The sequence below is a fragment of the Flavobacterium sp. J372 genome, from assembly GCF_024699965.1.
Classification (GTDB): domain Bacteria; phylum Bacteroidota; class Bacteroidia; order Flavobacteriales; family Flavobacteriaceae; genus Flavobacterium.
The window spans coordinates 2260964-2277795 of sequence record NZ_JAJOMZ010000004.1; the positions used below are offsets into that span (position 1 = coordinate 2260964).

Consider the following 16832-nt stretch of genomic DNA (forward strand, 5'->3'; position numbering starts at 1 on the left):
TTATTGTTTTTCGGTTGTTGTGGTCGTAGTGGTTGTTGTTTCCTTTTTTACAGCCGTTGTTTCATAAGGTGTGCCCTTCCTGCCAAAAACAGAGAAATGCACATAACGCTTAGGATTATTCTTCACATCAGCCAGTAACTCCTTCAGCTCATTTGAAGCGTCCCTAAGGTTATTATACATAGCCTCATCCTTAAGCAATTTGCCTACCGTGCCTTTGCCCGATTGTACGTCATTCAAAAGCTTATCTACATTAGCAAGCGACTTTTCCAGATCTTTTACTACTTTACCCAGATCAGCCCGGTTAAGCGAATCTGAGATCTTTGCAAAGTTAGAAGAAGCTACATTAAGATTGGTAAGCGTACCATCAATTTTTGATTTATTTCCTGAAATAATTCCGTTTAATGAACGGGCCGCCACGCTAAATTCCTGCATAGTAGTACTCAGTTCAGCAATGGCAAGCTGTAAATTAGCCTGTGTGCGCCTGTCAAACACATTATTTAAGTTGTGTAAAAGGCTATCTGCAGTCACTACTGTAGCCTCTACTTTTGTCTGCAGCGGAGATAATTTCTCTCCCACCACACTTAGCATTCCCGGCTTAAGGCCGCTTAATAGCTGGTCACCGTCTTCCGCTTCCTGAGTATTCTTTAAGTCCGGTATGATTGCAATCTGCTTACCTCCTAAAAGTCCAGGCTCATACAATGTTGCATGGCTTGTCTTTGATATCGGGAAATCTGTCTTTACCTGCATCTCTATACGCAGCCTGCCCTCAGCATCAACAAAACTAATATCTGTGACCTTTCCTACCACAAGGCCATTAAGAGTTACAGGAGCAGAAGGTGAAAGCCCTTCCACATCATTATATATTACATAAAAATTCCTGTAAGAATTAAACAGGTCTCTTCCTTTAAGGAAAAGGTAACCCCATATAAACAATAATATTGCTGCGATTACTAAAATTGCGGTCTTTGCTTCTCTTGTAATTTTCAAAACGAATAATTTTTTAACAAATGTAGGACAATTTAGATTACCGAAATGTGAATATTATTGTAAAGATTTCCTGTTAATTTTACTTTTTTACTGAGAGAGCTTCCTGCACACTAATCTTCTTCCCATCCCTAAATGCCACAACAAACGCAGAATCATAGCCTTTAGCTTTAGCTTCGGCAAGCAGTTGCTTTGCGTTGCTGTAATCAGCAGTGGCTCCGTAGAAATATTTTATGATAGATGTACTGGTATCTTTACTGATGTTTGAAAGCCCTTTGAAATTTGAAGGGGTTGTGTCAAGATTTGTACCGCTGGCAGAAATTTGCACCTTAAATACAACATCACCGCCTCCGGCAGCAATAGCCGGTTCAGCTCTGGGCTTTACAGGTTCCGGCTTAGGCTCAGTTTTTGGCTTTTGTTCAGGTTTAGGTTTATTTTCTGTAGAGGGCTTATCTGTGGCAGCAACCTCTGCAGGTTCTGTATACTCGTTTGTACCCGGAACAAAATATTCTTTTTGTATGAAGTTATTGCCTTTGCTATCGCTTCTGCCATTTCCTGCTGGCCTTTATCAGAATTAAGGTACTCTCCTTCCTGTTTATATGAAATAAAACCAAGTTCTATTAGCACACCGGGCATTGTTATTTTGTTCAGCGCCCAAAAAGGGCCCTGGCGTACCCCCCTGCTTTTACGCTCGGCATCCTGGGTAAAATTATCCTGTATCTTGCTGGCGAGGTCAATGCTCTGATTGGTAATATTATCAGACACAGGCTTATTTAAAGAAAGCGTTTCGGGAGCCATCGGGTCAAAACCTCCATAAATGGTTTTATAATCTTTCTCAAGCTTAATTACTACGTTTTCTTTTTTAGCCACTTCAAGATTAGATGCATTCTTTGTAGAACCGAGAACAAAAGTTTCTGCCCCAAATGCTGCTTTTTTGGCTTCACCATTGCAGTGTATGGAAACAAAAATGTTGGCTTCAGCATTGTTTGCAATGTTTGGCCTTTCCTTTAGCTCTACAAACGCATCGGTCTTACGGGTATAAATCACCTGCATTGCGGGGTCTTTTTCGAGTATATCACCAACTTTAAGCGCTACATTAAGTGCAATATTCTTTTCAATAAACCCATGGTATATGGCGCCGTAATCTTTGCCCCCGTGGCCTGCGTCAAGCACAACCCTGAAACGTGCATTGCCTTGCGCGTTGGATATTGCAGCAGTAAGCATCAAAAAAATTACGGCCAGTCTGGTTGTGAGGGTGCTTTTCATTGTAAATCAGTTTTTCATTAAATAAAGATGCACATAGCTAAAGCACCTTATTTTACTCGCATGTAGTACAAATTTAAGATTAAATACAATGTTTGCAAACTGACTCAAAAATGATTTATTATCATATTTCTTAACAACCTGTAAACCTGAAAATTATACCAGATTATAATGATTATAAATTGCAGGCTAATTGTCAGTTGTAACTATAAAGGCCGATTTATAACCTTTTGCCTTAGCCTCTTCAAGCAGTTTTTTTGCTTCAGCCTGGTCATTGGTGGCACCATAATAGTATTTAATGCCCACAGAAGTTTTTTCTTTGGATATATTCTTAAGCCCTTTAAAATTTGACGGTACAAGCTCAAGGCTTTTGCTGCCCGTGGCAATCTGAACTTTATATACAGGCCCTTTTTCAGGATTTGCCTTTTCATTGTTTGAAACTACAGGGGTAACGGGTTTTACCTCTCTTTCAGGCTGGGTAGCCGAAACCTTATTTACGGTTGCTGCTATATCACCAAAATCTGTTGGGCTATGATAGGTGTTTTTATAATTAAGAATAGCATTTGCAATAGTAGCTGCCAGTTCATTCTGGCCCTTTTCAGACACAAGGTATTCCACTTCATCTTTATACGACATAAACCCTAGCTCTATAAGAACACTTGGCATAGCAGTCTGGTGCAGTACCCAAAAAGGCCCCTGCTTTACGCCACGGTCGCGCCTGTGCAATTCTTTAATTATATTGCTCTGTATCATCCCGGCAAGTTCTATGCTCTGCTGCACATAAGCCTCCTGCTGCACCATCAGGCCAATAAAAGTTTCAGGTGAGTTAGGGTCAAAACCCTTATACTTGGTCTTATAATTCTCTTCAAGATAAATTACGGAGTTTTCCTTTTTTGCTACAGCAAAGTTGGCAGCATCTTTTGCACGACCCATAATCCAGGTTTCGGCACCATAAGCAGTCCGCTTTGCATCACCATTACAGTGTATAGAAACAAAAATGTCGGCATGTGCTTTATTAGCAATGGCCGGGCGGTCTTTCAATTCAATAAACACATCTGTCTTTCTTGTATAAATAACATCAATACCGCTCTGCCTGTCAAGCAAGGCGCCAACTTTTAGTGCTACGCTAAGCGCAACATCCTTCTCTTTATAGTTGTAATAAGTAGCCCCGGCATCATCGCCACCGTGCCCGGCGTCAAGCACAACTTTAAACCTGTTGCTGCCCTGGGCCAATGAAACGCTGTAACATACAATAAATACTAATAATGTAAGTTTTGTTTTAAGGTTTGCTGCCATAGTAATGTAGTTATTAATAGCCTTAGTATTATTGGTGTGAAGTGTTTACTTTTGCCGAAAAATATGTAAGTTTGACACCTTTAAAAGATAAACGCATTTTTACAAAAATAGTATCCATACCGTTGCGTACAAACTTACTTCATATCATTTTATCAGCAATGTTTCTAACAATTTTTGCGCCAAATGTATTTGCGCAGGTTGTACCCGCTGTAAATGACACTGTTAACGTAAAACCCGGCGACTCAATTACGATTAAAACAGATTCGATAAAGCCAAAAAAAGGTGGGCTTGATGCAATAATTAAGCGTACTGCTGAAGGCTATGAAAAGATAGACCAGCGCAAAAAAGAGCTCACGCTTTATGACCAGGCCGTGTTAACACAAAAAGACATGGAGCTGAAGAGCGGTGTCATTATCATGAATTATGAAAAAAATGAAGTGTTTGCCGGACGGATGAAAGATTCTACAGGGGTATATTCGCAATACCCTTATTTTAAGCAGGGCGCTAATGTTATCGAAGCCGACTCTATCCACTTTAATACCAGGTCAAAAAAGGCACGGGTATGGAATTCCCGAAGCGACCAGGGGGAATTTCGGGTAAAAGGCGAGATTACAAAGAAAGAGAATGACAGCGTATACTTTATAAAAGGAGCGCGTTTCACCACCTCAAAAAACATAGATGACCCTGAATACTATTTCTTTACAGATAAGATAAAATTTGTTCCCGGCAAAAAAGTTGTTGTAGGCCTTACCAATCTTGTAATAGCTGATGTACCTACGCCTGTGGCCCTTCCGTTTGCATTTTTCCCTATGACAGATAAGGCCGAAAGCGGTTTCCTGATACCAACTTTTGGTGAAAACAACAACCAGGGATACTTTTTGCAGAATGGGGGGTATTACCTTGCGCTAAGTGATTATTACGACCTTGCTGTTACAGGAGATTATTATACCAATGGCAGTTACGGACTACGGTTTGAATCGAGCTATGCACAGCGGTATAAATTCAATGGGAACATACACATACGATTTGAAAACCTTGTAGCGAGCGAACGAGGATTACCGGATTATTCGAAAACAAGAAACTATAACATACAATGGAGCCACAGCCAGGACTCTAAAGCAAATCCAAATTCACGGTTTTCAGCAAGTGTAAACCTTGGGTCAAGCCAGTATTTTCGCCAGTCTATAAACATGGCTAATGTCGGCGCATCACTAAACAACAACTTCCAGTCATCCATAAGTTATAATAAAACCTTCCAGACGGTACCTCAGGTCAATTTATCGCTCGCTGCAACACACCAGCAAAACACAAATACCGAGGCAATTAACATGAGCCTGCCAACAATGCAGCTGAGTGTAGACAGGATTTTCCCTTTTGCGCCGGGAGATGCACCCAAGAAAGGCTTTATAAAAAACCTGAACTTACAATATAACCTTCGCGGTGAAAACAGGATTGCAACCACCGATTCGCTTTTCTTCAAGGCTGGGATGTGGCGGGATATGCGTTCGGGTTTCCAGCACAGTATACCACTTACAACCAACTTTAAAATTTTTAAGTTTTTCAGTGTATCAGCAGGAACTAATTATCAGGAAACATGGGTCTTTAACACAATAGAGCGGGAATTAGACCCTGATACCAACAGGCCGATAGATTCAGATATACGCGGCTTTGACTCTTTCCGGACCTATAATTTCAACTCCTCTATAGGTACAACAGTATATGGTAATTTCAACTTTGGTGAGAAGAAAAAATACAGGCTATACGCCACGTGATTCGTCCATCAATAGGTTATAGCTATACACCCAGCTTTGAGCAATATTATGACACTTATGTAGATAATACTGGCAGATACCAGCAATATACACGTTTTGAAGGTGGGCTATTTGGTATTCCTGGCCGGACTTATTCAAATAACATTGGTATAGCAGTAAATAATACATTTGAAGCAAAGGTGCGTGATGATGAAAGCGAAACCGAAGAGCCTAAAAAAATCATGCTGCTTAATAATCTGAATTTCACTACATCTTATGATATGACTGCTGATTCACTGGCATGGGCGCCGTTGCGAATATCAGCCGGGACAAACCTGCTAAAAGACAAAATGAATGTGAATTTCGGCACCACGCTAAATCCGTATGCGGTAGACAATAATGGCCGCACAATCAATATGTGGAATATTGATAACGGCGGCAGTCTTTTCAGGATGACCAGTGCCAATATTACTGTAAACTATGCCCTATCAAGTGAAGACGGGGATTCAGGAAAAAAGGATGGGCCTGATAGCCAGACTGCACGTAACGGCGGCCGTGAGGATGACCTTTTTGGTACCGGTGTTAATATGGGAGACCAGCGCAACAGTATGTTTAATGATGAGGAAGACGATACCAAGAAAAAGCCTTTTGATGGCTTTTATAATGCAAAATTACCCTGGGATATGCGCCTTGCCTACTCCCTCACCTATTCAAATAATGCGCGAGAGAAAAAGATAACAGGCAACTCAATCATGTTGTCCGGTAATCTTGACATAACTCCTAAATGGAAGCTGGGCTTCTCCTCAGGGTATGATTTTGTACAGCAGGGTGTTACTTATACTCAGCTACGTTTTGAGCGTGACTTGTTAAGCTGGCGGATGGACTTCAACTGGATTCCGTTTGGTGATAACTCGTTCTGGGGCTTCTTCATAGGAATAAAATCATCTGTTCTCCAGGACATCAAGTGGGAAAAACGCCGTGTACCGGACAGGACAATCAGGTAATTAGATTTCAGAATAAGAATTCAGATTTATGAAAAAGATAATCTTCACAGATAAAGCACCGGCGCCAATCGGTCCATACAGTCAGGCTGTTTTAGTTGGTAACACACTTTACACATCAGGGCAGATTGCACTGCATCCGGAAACAGGCGAACTGATAATGGATGATATTGAAACCGAAACAGAGCAGGTGATGCAGAACATGAAGGCTGTACTTGATGCTGGCGGAATGACTTTTGAAGATGTGGTGAAGGCCACTATCTTTATCAGCAATATGGATGATTTTGCCCGCATAAATTCAGTTTACGGGAAATACTTTAACGAAAAGACCGCTCCTGCAAGAGAAACGGTCCAGGTGGCAAGACTGCCTAAAAGCGTTAATGTTGAAATCTCTATGATTGCTGTGAAATAGCCAAAAGCAGCAATTCTGCCGAAGCAGGGTTTGTGGCCAGCGGCACATTGTGCACATCACAAATCCTGATAAGCATGTTTATGTCAGCTTCGTGTGCATGGCTTGACATAGGGTCTTTAAAAAAGAAAACCATCTTAGTTTTTCCTTCAGCAACACGGGCTGCAATCTGTGCATCGCCGCCAAGTGGCCCTGATAGCATTTTCTTTACTTTAAACCCTGCTGCTACTGCTTTACTGCCGGTTGTGCCGGTAGCAATGAGTTTTATATTTTCTTTGATGAGGATATCTTTATGCTTGTTGAGGAACTGCACCATTTCGGCTTTCATCCCATCATGGGCAATCACGGCAATTTCCATAGCTCTTAGTTTAATTCGTGGTATTCAATTAGCCCGTCGATAGGCCTGCGCAGTACGTTACCAAGCTTCAGGTTGTTTTTTTCCAAAACCTCGGCAAGCTCAGCCTTCAGGTAAAAAGCTATTGAACCTACAAAATGTACGGGTACATCATGCGCATTGTCATATTGCGTAATATAATTATCTACAAAAGTCTGCATAGCATCATATATAAGGCCTTTTATAAAAGTATCATCTTTGTGCTGTATAAGGAATTTCGCAAACGTAGCCAGATAGGCATTTGGGTTCGGCTCTTTGTACAAGTTGTGCTTAATGGTATCAGGCTCGAGGTTATACTCATCCTGGAATATCTTAGCCAGGTGTTCAGGCATTTTACCAAAGTAATAAGCACGTATTAAATCACGGCCGAAACGGTTGCCACTGCAATCATCCATTGCAATATAGCCAAGAGACTGGACCTTTTGATGAAGCTCTTTACCATCAAAATAGCTGCAGTTTGAGCCGGTACCTAAAATGCAGATAATAGCTTTCTCATTACTTGGGTTTGTAGCATAAGCTGCAGCATAGGTGTCTTCCTTTACTGAAACCTGTGCATTAGGGAAGAATTCTTCAAAAATTTCCTTCATGTACTTCTTCATCCTGTCTGTACCACAGCCGGCGCCGTAAAAATAAAGGCTTGTTACTTCTTTTCTGTTGTTTGATATATCAAAACGTGCTTCAAGGCGCTCGAGTGCCTCTTTCCTGTCAATTACTTCAGGGCTAAGGCCAAGGGTTTGTGTGGTGAAAAGCCTGTTGCCCTGCTCATCAAGGGCAATCCAGTCGGCTTTTGTAGCGCCACTGTCTACTAATAGTTTCATTGAGTTGAGTTAGTTTAAGTTTGCTTGTAAGCCAATAAGGCTAAATAAAAAATCCCGCCTTTTGCTTCCAAAAAACGGGACAAGTTAAAAAAATATTACAAAGATGCAACGTGCACCGATAGGTCTATAAGCTTGCTCGAGTAGCCATACTCATTATCGTACCAAGATACGATTTTGAAGAAGGTAGAATTAAGCCCGATACCTGCTTTTGAGTCAACAATACTGGTACGTGTATCTGAAATAAAATCCTGAGATACTACATCGTCTTCAGTAAAGCCAAGTATGCCTTTCATCTTGCCTTCGCTCTCCCTTTTCAGCACCGCCATGATATCATCATATGTAGTCTCTTTGCTAAGTTTTACCGTAAGGTCAACTACAGACACATCAGCTACAGGAACGCGCATAGACATACCGGTAAGCAATCCGTTAAGCTCGGGGATAACTTTACCCACCGCTTTTGCAGCGCCCGTACTGGCAGGAATTATGTTTAGCAAAGCTGCACGGCCTCCACGGAAATCTTTGCGTGACGGCCCATCAACAGTAAGCTGTGTAGCCGTTGTGGCGTGTACAGTTGTCATAAGCCCCTCAACAATACCAAAGTTATCGTGGATAACTTTAGCCAATGGTGCAAGACAGTTGGTGGTACATGATGCATTTGATACAATCTTGTCATCAGCTGTAGCCTTCTCATGGTTTACACCCATTACAAACATTGGCGCATCTGCCGATGGTGCAGAGATAACGACTTTTTTAGCTCCGCCATCAATATGTGCCTGAGCTTTTTCAAGTGTAGTGAATATACCGGTACATTCAGCAACTACATCAACACCAACCTCATCCCATTTTAAAACTGAAGGGTCTTTTTCAGCTGTTACGCGAATTTCCTTTCCGTTTACGATAAGCTTACCGTCACGTACTTCAACTTCGCCTTTGAAGTTGCCGTGGACTGAATCATATTTTAGCAGGTATGCAAGATGGTCAACATCCAGAAGATCATTTATTGCTACTACCTCTACATTATCTCTGTTGAAAGTTTCGCGGAAGACAATCCTGCCTATCCTTCCGAAACCGTTTATACCTAATTTTACTTTTGCCATTTTTTATGTTATTTGTTGTTTAAATTATATTGAAACTATATCAGACACCCTGATAAGCTCTTTATCTACTTGTGACTTCATTTTGATAGCCTGTTCAAGCGGGGTAAGCGCTATCTCATCTTTCAAGACGCCGGCCATTAAATTTGACTTGCCTTCAAGTAAAGATTCTACAGCCTTGACACCCAGCCTGCTTGCCAGTACCCTGTCATAACATGTTGGCGCACCACCACGCTGCATATGCCCGAGGATAGATACACGCACATCATATTCAGGCATGTTTTCCTCAACGTAATCTTTAAGCTCAAATGCGTTCTTCCCTATTTTATCTCCTTCGGCAATCACCACTATGCTTGATGACTTGCCCGATGCCTTACTGCGGCGAAGCGATTCAAGAAGCCTGTCAAGGCCCATATCTTCTTCAGGAATCAATATTTCCTCCGCACCGGCACCTATACCTGCATTTAGTGCAATATGCCCTGCATCGCGCCCCATTACTTCTATAAAGAAAAGCCTGTTGTGCGAACTGGCCGTATCACGTATTTTATCTATTACTTCAACTACTGTATTCAAGGCGGTGTCATAGCCCAAGGTATGGCTTGTACCGTATATGTCATTATCAATGGTTCCAGGAATACCAATAATAGGGAAGCCAAATTCCTGGTTAAATTTAAGCGCTCCGGTAAAGCTGCCGTTACCACCAATTACAACTAATGCATTAACACCTGCCTTTACAAGATTGTCATGAGCTTTTTTACGGCCTTCTTCTGTCATAAAATCTTTTGAGCGGGCTGATTTAAGTATAGTACCGCCTTTATTGATAATGTTATTTACACTACGCGGGCCCATTTCTTTAAAGTCACCTTCTATCATCCCTTGGTATCCCCTGTAAATACCCAAACATTCCACTCCGTGAAATGCGCATGTACGCACTACAGCCCTGATGGCGGCATTCATGCCCGGAGAATCCCCCTCCGGAAGTCAGCACACCTATTTTTTTGATATTAACAGACATTTTTTAGTATTTGATTGTAAAATTAATAATTTAATATGTTTTATTTATTTGTTTTTGCATTCCATTAATAAAATCGCAACATTTCAAACGTTTTCGTTAATAAGTTTTTCTTAAGGAAAATAAAAAAGCGGATAAAGTTGACATTTCTTTACCCGCTTTTCTATCAAATATGTTTTTATGAATACCTCAAATTATATTTTAATCAGTTTCAGGTATCCTTTCAGGTTCTTTTTCTTCAGTATTCGTTTTTTTCCTTCTTTCAGTACTAAATTCAAGCCAGTCAGGCGATACATCGCTGTCAGGCACATTATCGTCGCCATCACCGTTTTTCTCCAGCTTAAGCTTCCTGAAGAATTTCTCCATAAACTCACTAAAAGTATCAAAATCAACTTCATATGTCAAACCCACACCCTGTGTATACCCTATACCCTCCCCTAAAAAGTTAAGGTCATTCTCCCTGTTAAATACCCTTGCCTTAAGGGAACCGTCTTCATTAAGCCTCAATTGCGCTTCCACATTACCTACAATAGTACTTTGGTTCACTCCGCCTACAGGCACGCCCAACTGCCCGTTTACGGTTATCCTGTCACTAATTTGTGATGATAGCGTAAGGCCTACTTGCGAGCTCGTCTCTACAAACGGATTTCGCTCTGCCTGTACGTAATTTACGCCCACCTTTACTTTACTGTCATCCTCGCTGAAAAAGTCTTCAAACAAGCTGCTGGCGCGCTCAAACAGCGGTGCATATACAGCATTGCCTGCACTTGTAGGGCTAAGGAATGAACGAGAGTATAATAATGACAGTGCCTGTGTCTGCCTTGTGTCGGCATCACTTAGCCTGTATTCCAGGTCAGATTTAAGCACCGAACTTACATTTGGGAAATTAATCTGGAACTCATGCTCGGGCTGTGCCAGGTTACCGTTCAGCGCAATAACAACCTCAACAGGTATTACACGGTTAAAAGAGCTTGACTCAAGCAGTACAGCAGGATTTGCCCTTGTAAGATATACAGCTTCCATGCTAAGGCGCGCCCTTGCAGGGTCACCATCCCACGCGAGATAGCTGCCCGGCCTTAACGAGAGTTCTTTATCAAAAACACCACCGTACCTAAAGTTATAAACCCCCTCGGTTACCGCAAAGTCACCATTCATATTAAACTTGCCAAGCGTATTAATATTCAGCAAGAGGTTACCATTACCCTTAGCTTTCATACCGTGCCCTGTGTTTTTGTCAATGATAATTTCAAGGCTGGCATCAGGTGTAATGTTCAGGTCAAATTCCATCTCGAGGCCTTTATAAGTCTTCGTTTGCGTTATTTTGCCCTTGGCAATGTCTGCTACTTCCTGAGGTGAAAGAAAATCAATATAAGGCGTTGAAGCGCCGCTGGCTGATGATGTATTAATAGGTATCTTAATATCTGTACCAGATACTGATGTTGCATCAACCTTTATATTCAATGCTGTTGTAGGCCCGGTAATGGAAGCGCTACCTTTTATAATTGCCGTGCCGTAAAATTGTGCTTCATCACTATCTTCTGTATCCAGCACCAAGAGCCTGTCTGACTCCAGCCCAAGGTCAAGAGCCCAGTCTTTAAACACATTATGCTTCACGCTGCCAAAGAGCCTGCCGGTAGTGTTATACTTTGTGTCTGTAATCATAACATTACGAAAGAATATTTCATCTTCTGTAAGGTCTACGGCAGCATTTTGTTCAAAATCATACTTAGTATTAAGGTAGCCTACCGTAAGGCCAGCATCTTTCAGGTACAGGCGACCATCAATCTCAGGGCGTTTTGCATTCCCAACTATACTTGCCCTACCCGATGCAAACCCATGCATTTCAGGGAAAATTGATTTAAGGAAGACCGATAATGGCGCCAGGCTGAAGTTAGAAAATCCTGCATCAAGGTTTAGGGTGGTTTCTTTATTAATGATATCAACGGTACCGTTAGCAAAGAAGGTTTCTTCACCGTCGCGAATCAGTTCAGTATTTACGTTGAAGGTGCGAATCGATTTATCACCTACTATTTGTGCCTGCAGGTTGCCTAACTGGAATTTATTGATCGAGAGACTGTCAATCGTAATATCTGATGCCGGCTGGAAAACCGACCTGTTCTGCTTCAGGCTTACCTCACCGTTTACTCTTCCGCCAAAAGAGAGGCTGTCAAGCGATGGTGTTATCTTGTGCAGGTCAACATCATCAAAACTCAGTTTCAGGTCTTTGTAGGTTGAGTCGCGAAGCATACCTGAGAGCTCCATGCGCTGGTCGTTATGCGAAAGGCTTATCCTGTCAATTTCGAAATCGGTAAGTTTTTTATTAAAGACAATTTTGTTATCCCGGCTGTCATTTTCATTCAGGAACCATAAATAATTTTTAAAGTTAACTTCTGAACGCTTAAGCCCGACTACAGATTTGTTGTCTTTACCAATGGTATGGTAAAGATTCAGGTTATAATAATCTTTATCTGTATTGCCTCCTTTAAATTCGGTACGCAGGTAGAGCGTATCATTTTGAGTTACGTTTACGAGGTTAAAGTCAGATATCTTGTAGTTCTTCACTCGTGCACTATCAATCGTAACGTAGGCATTATACAGCGGGTTTCGATTATTTACATCAACCTTAATATTATTGAAAGTATTGTTATAAGCTGTAATATTCGGCGAACTGAATGCAAGCCTGAACTCGCCCTTATCTGCATTGATATTTCCGCGAACGGTTGTACTGTCTCCCAACACAATATCAGGCGCTATAACCTCGACTATTTGGTTATAAATCGTAAAATCAAAATCAAGAAACTGCCCCGGCCTTACCCTGTGCTTACTGTAGTTTGTATATAAGCTGCCGAGTGCATTTTCTACAAGTTTTGCTAATTGCTTTGTATCATATTTACCCGTAACCCTACCCTGAATTATGTCGGGCGAATTGATTGTAATAGTACGAACATTGGCCGCATCAAAAACCGACTCAACCTGAAAATCTTCAAAGTAATAGCTGTTGCGCCCATTTTGGAAAGACATTTGTGAAACCTCAAACCTTCCTGCCAGGTCATTGAAGTTACTCCCGCTTGCATTTAGCTTAAAATTACCTTTTACGATGCCTATTGAATCTTTTTTGAAAAGATTTAAGTTAAGCGCTTTAAGGTCTGCATAGTCTATCTGGGCTTCAAAATCATAGCGTGCGCGGCGTTTGCTAAGGTCGGCAAGGCCATCAAAAGTCAACATCAGATTAGGATCGTTACTGTTAATGCGCCCCTGGAAATAAGGCCATTTCATCAGCCCGTCAACGGTAATTTTTCTATAAGTGTACCTGTTATATGTTGCGGAATAAATTTCGCCTTTCAGTTTTGTGTTTAATGATTCTTTTTTAAAGCCGGCACCGTCAACCTCAAGATTAAGCGTTACGTTACCAATTGTTTTATCATTCAGGAATTTACCCAGCTGAAAATCATTCAGGTCAATAACGCCGGTATACACTGCAACGTCAGGCTTATTAAAATCCTTTATTGCAATGTTAGCCACAGCTTCACCAAGTTCAGAAATAATGTTTAAATTAGCATCAAGGTCTTTTTTGGTAAGTACGACATCTCCGGTCATATCAACGCGCCCGAATTTCTCCAGTTCTTTTGGTAAACTTTTACCCAATATCCCTGGCATGATGCTGCGTAAAACTGTGTAGTTTGAGGTAACACGGTCAAAATTTCCATTCATGTAAAAGCCCGGCCCCTCCCTGTCAAACAAATGGCGGAAATTTACAGAGCCAATGATTTCGCTTTGCTGTGCATCAAGCAGCTTAAGGTTATGCAATGTGAAATTGTTAAGCGGCCCATCTAGCGTTGTAGAGAGGTAATACTTTTGGTTTTTACCAAATTCATTGTAGAAAAGGTTCAATTCATTTGAAGATACCGTGGCGCGGTCTATTTTAAAATCAAATCTTACCCTATTTACAAAGTCCTTCATATCCTCCTTTGTGTACGTAAGTTTCACGGCTCCGCGCAAAGCCGATTCCTTAGTCGCCAATTCCAGTTCGTTTAAAATGATATTGGTCTTGGTGTACATAAATGCTGCTTTCAGGTTTTGTACCTGCAGCCCGCGATGGTCAAGCAAAGACAGCTTTTGTATATTAGCTGAAACGTCACTGCCTTTAATATAGAAATCTTTCAGCTCACCATTCAGGTTTTTAAAATCAAGCACACGCGGCGTTACAGCATTCTCATTCGTAAGACGGAAACGCCCGCCGGTAACGGCAAGGTCATCTGCCCGCAAGCGAAACTTACCTGAACCCGGTTTGCCATTATCAAAAGCTTTTACAAAAACATCAAGGTTAGATGTTTTTTCGCCTTTGTAAGTTTTCATGTGGAAGGTAAGCGCATCTGCTTTAAGCGTACCAAACTGAAGGTTGCTGTTAGCGATATTCTTAAAGCTGAGCACATTGGTTTGTAAGCGATTGGCTGATATTAACGTATCGCCGTGATGGTCAAGCACCAGCACACCCTTAAGTTTTACGCTGCCAAATATTGAAACAGCAACTTTGTCTATGCTAATATTTGTGCCAAAATCTTCATTAAGTGTGTTTGTAAAATATCGTGCAATTTTTGTTTGCACAAAAGGCAGCGAGAGCGCAATGCCAAGCAGTAACAAAAACAGGATAATTCCTATTATCGTGCGTATAAGTATTTTTTTAAACTTTTTGATACTGCGAAATGTTTAAATTTGTGCCTACGGAAAAAATCATAGCAAATTGTAGCAAAAGTAGGAATTTTTATACTCTGTTAAATTTGCTTTTAACTTTTTATTATTCAAATTCCGTGCCTTAATTATGGCAGAAAATTCTGTATATATTTTAGCTATTGAAAGTTCGTGTGACGATACTGCCGCCGCTGTACTTTGCAACGATAAAGTGCTGAGCAATATTGTGGCAAGGCAGGCTGTACATGAAGAATTTGGAGGTGTCGTGCCGGAGCTTGCATCGCGCGCCCACCAGCAGAATATTGTTCCTGTGGTTGATGTTGCCCTGAAAAAAGCCGGAGTTGATAAATCGCAGCTTAGCGCTATCGCTTTTACACAGGGGCCGGGACTAATGGGGTCGCTGCTTGTTGGCACTAGTTTTGCCAAATCACTAGCCTTGGCTTTAAATATTCCTTTAATTGCTGTTAACCACATGCAGGGACATATACTGGCGCATTTTATTGACGAGGAAGGCTATGACAAGCCGGAGTTCCCTTTTCTTGCAATGACCATAAGTGGCGGGCATACACAAATAATCAGGGTTGATGATTACTTCAAGATGGAAGTGATAGGTGAAACCACCGATGATGCTGTAGGTGAAGCGTTTGACAAAAGCGCTAAGATTCTTGGGCTGCCTTATCCCGGCGGGTCCGCTTATCGACAAATATGCTAGAGAAGGCAACCCGAAAGCTTTTCCTTTTACAAAACCAAAGGTACCGGGGCTTGACTTCAGTTTTAGCGGGCTGAAAACGCAGATACTTTATTTCGTCCAGAAAAATACAGCACAAAATCAGGAATTCGTTCACCAAAACATAAACGACATTTGTGCCTCCATACAGCATACTATTATCAACATACTGATGGACAAACTGAAACTGGCTGTGGCGCAAACCGGCATAAAGCAGGTGGCTATAGGTGGCGGCGTGTCAGCCAACAGCGGAATACGCCAGGCGCTAAAAGATGCTGAAAGCAAATACGGGTGGAAAACATTTGTACCTAAATTTGAGTACACAACCGACAATGCTGCTATGATTGGCATTACAGGTTACTACAAATTTTTGACGAAAGACTTTGAAAATGCGGCAGTAACATCAAAAGCCCGGATTGCAATATGAGGATACTGATATTATTATTTTTGCTGCTAACTATTTCTGCTTCATCTCAAAAAAAACCGGAAGATTTTGGCTGGAGGCAGATTGACTTTCCGTATAAAAATTCGGTAGCCAAAGTAATTGTGCGTTCAAAAGCTGGTGAAGAATCTAAGCCAAAGCCAATTTTTTTCTGGTGCCAGGGCTCTATGCCGCAACCGCTTATAAAGTACGAAGATGACGGCGTTTACGGAATTCTTCCCTTTGATGAAAAAGATTTCCTGGATAATTACCATATTGTGATCGTCAGCAAGCCCGGAGTTCCTGTGTCAGCACATGTGTCTACGCTCAGTAAAAGTCTTTCTTATCTTGAGAACGGAAACTTCACAAAAGAGTATGCTGTGAACAACCACCTTGCCTTTTATGTTGAGCGCAACAACTTCATTGTAAAACAACTTCTTAAAGAGCCATGGGTAATGAAATCAGGATTCGTGGCGGCAGGACATTCTGAAGGAACATACATCGCTGCAAAGATGGCGGCAACAAATAAGAAGGTTACAAAGCTTATTTACTCGGGTGGAAATCCGTACGGGAGAATACTGAGCATATTATCGCAAGACCGTTATAAGAATACTGATACCACAACTATTGATAACTGGAAAAGTGTTGTAGCTGATAAAGACAATATCATTGCCCAAGGCAACAGCGACAGCAATAAAACAACGTATAGCTTCTCACTACCAATTGCTGAGGATATTTTAAAACTTAAAATTCCTGTTCTGATAAGTTACGGCACAAAAGACTGGAGCACACCTTACAATGACCTGTTGCAGACTGAGGCAATCCGCAGGGGCAACAAAAATATCACCTTGCTGGCTTATCACAACACAGAGCATAATTACTTTCCTGTAGACGATAAAATGCAACCCGATCATAATGTGTATAATTGGGAAAAAGTTGGCGCCGACTGGGCAAAATGGCTAAAGCAATAAAA

Annotated in this window: 10 protein-coding genes and 3 pseudogenes; 4 read left to right on the forward strand and 9 right to left on the reverse strand. The window is 41.4% G+C overall.

Going from position 1 to position 16832, the window contains the following annotated elements:
- The 4 genes from LRS05_RS11230 to LRS05_RS11245 all read right to left on the reverse strand — a co-directional run bounded on the left by LRS05_RS11230 (position 1) and on the right by LRS05_RS11245 (position 3543).
- Positions 1-987 carry an MlaD family protein gene (locus LRS05_RS11230; protein WP_257868413.1) on the reverse strand — a complete coding sequence of 329 codons (987 nt, stop codon included), beginning with the start codon at positions 985-987 and terminating at the stop codon, positions 1-3.
- Between the two features lie 79 nt (positions 988-1066).
- Positions 1067-1312: a hypothetical protein gene (locus tag LRS05_RS11235; RefSeq protein ID WP_257868414.1), complete on the reverse strand. Its 246-nt coding sequence runs from the start codon at positions 1310-1312 to the stop codon at positions 1067-1069.
- Between the two features lie 53 nt (positions 1313-1365).
- Positions 1366-2250 carry an N-acetylmuramoyl-L-alanine amidase gene (locus tag LRS05_RS11240; RefSeq protein WP_257868415.1) on the reverse strand — a complete coding sequence of 295 codons (885 nt, stop codon included), beginning with the start codon at positions 2248-2250 and terminating at the stop codon, positions 1366-1368.
- Between the two features lie 186 nt (positions 2251-2436).
- The gene (locus tag LRS05_RS11245) at positions 2437-3543 is read right to left on the reverse strand and encodes an N-acetylmuramoyl-L-alanine amidase (protein ID WP_257868416.1); all 1107 of its coding nucleotides are present in this window, start codon (positions 3541-3543) and stop codon (positions 2437-2439) included.
- Between the two features lie 158 nt (positions 3544-3701).
- On the opposite strand from LRS05_RS11245, the pseudogene LRS05_RS11250 reads away from it, so the two are divergent.
- Positions 3702-6298, forward strand: a pseudogene (locus tag LRS05_RS11250) (putative LPS assembly protein LptD).
- A 28-nt stretch (positions 6299-6326) separates the two neighbouring features.
- The gene (locus tag LRS05_RS11255; protein WP_257868417.1) at positions 6327-6707 is read left to right on the forward strand and encodes a RidA family protein; all 381 of its coding nucleotides are present in this window, start codon (positions 6327-6329) and stop codon (positions 6705-6707) included.
- Here the strand turns inward: LRS05_RS11255 and LRS05_RS11260 are convergent.
- The 5 genes and pseudogenes from LRS05_RS11260 to LRS05_RS11280 form a co-directional block, all read right to left on the reverse strand.
- Positions 6688-7062 carry a methylglyoxal synthase gene (locus LRS05_RS11260; protein ID WP_257868418.1) on the reverse strand — a complete coding sequence of 125 codons (375 nt, stop codon included), beginning with the start codon at positions 7060-7062 and terminating at the stop codon, positions 6688-6690. The two genes, LRS05_RS11255 and LRS05_RS11260, sit on opposite strands and share 20 nt — an antisense overlap.
- 5 nt (positions 7063-7067) lie before the next feature.
- Positions 7068-7916, reverse strand: a complete 849-nt coding sequence (locus LRS05_RS11265; RefSeq protein ID WP_257868419.1) for an N-acetylglucosamine kinase — start codon at positions 7914-7916, stop codon at positions 7068-7070.
- Positions 7917-8011: 95 nt separating this feature from the next.
- Positions 8012-9013: a type I glyceraldehyde-3-phosphate dehydrogenase gene (gap, locus tag LRS05_RS11270; protein ID WP_257868420.1), complete on the reverse strand. Its 1002-nt coding sequence runs from the start codon at positions 9011-9013 to the stop codon at positions 8012-8014.
- Between the two features lie 24 nt (positions 9014-9037).
- Positions 9038-10025 (reverse strand): annotated as a pseudogene (gene pfkA / locus LRS05_RS11275) (6-phosphofructokinase).
- A gap of 198 nt (positions 10026-10223) precedes the next feature.
- Complete coding sequence (locus LRS05_RS11280) at positions 10224-14663, reverse strand: translocation/assembly module TamB (protein ID WP_257868421.1); 4440 nt, start codon at positions 14661-14663, stop codon at positions 10224-10226.
- A gap of 178 nt (positions 14664-14841) precedes the next feature.
- Between LRS05_RS11280 and tsaD the strand changes: the two are divergent.
- Both tsaD and LRS05_RS11290 read left to right on the forward strand, forming a co-directional pair.
- Positions 14842-15865: pseudogene (gene tsaD, locus LRS05_RS11285) on the forward strand (tRNA (adenosine(37)-N6)-threonylcarbamoyltransferase complex transferase subunit TsaD).
- On the forward strand, positions 15862-16830 hold the full coding sequence (locus LRS05_RS11290) for an alpha/beta hydrolase (RefSeq protein WP_257868422.1): 969 nt from the start codon (positions 15862-15864) through the stop codon (positions 16828-16830). The pseudogene tsaD and the gene LRS05_RS11290 overlap by 4 nt, the downstream one beginning before the upstream one ends.
- Positions 16831-16832: the final 2 nt, after the last annotated feature.

Bases quoted from the DNA above. Each gene is read 5' to 3' on its own strand.
- LRS05_RS11260 (WP_257868418.1), bottom strand. From the start codon at position 7,062: ATGGAAATTGCCGTGATTGCCCATGATGGGATGAAAGCCGAAATGGTG.
- LRS05_RS11265 (WP_257868419.1), bottom strand. From the start codon at position 7,916: ATGAAACTATTAGTAGACAGTGGCGCTACAAAAGCCGACTGGATTGCC.
- LRS05_RS11290 (WP_257868422.1), top strand. From the start codon at position 15,862: ATGAGGATACTGATATTATTATTTTTGCTGCTAACTATTTCTGCTTCA.
- LRS05_RS11255 (WP_257868417.1), top strand. From the start codon at position 6,327: ATGAAAAAGATAATCTTCACAGATAAAGCACCGGCGCCAATCGGTCCA.
- LRS05_RS11245 (WP_257868416.1), bottom strand. From the start codon at position 3,543: ATGGCAGCAAACCTTAAAACAAAACTTACATTATTAGTATTTATTGTA.
- LRS05_RS11240 (WP_257868415.1), bottom strand. From the start codon at position 2,250: ATGAAAAGCACCCTCACAACCAGACTGGCCGTAATTTTTTTGATGCTT.
- gap (WP_257868420.1), bottom strand. From the start codon at position 9,013: ATGGCAAAAGTAAAATTAGGTATAAACGGTTTCGGAAGGATAGGCAGG.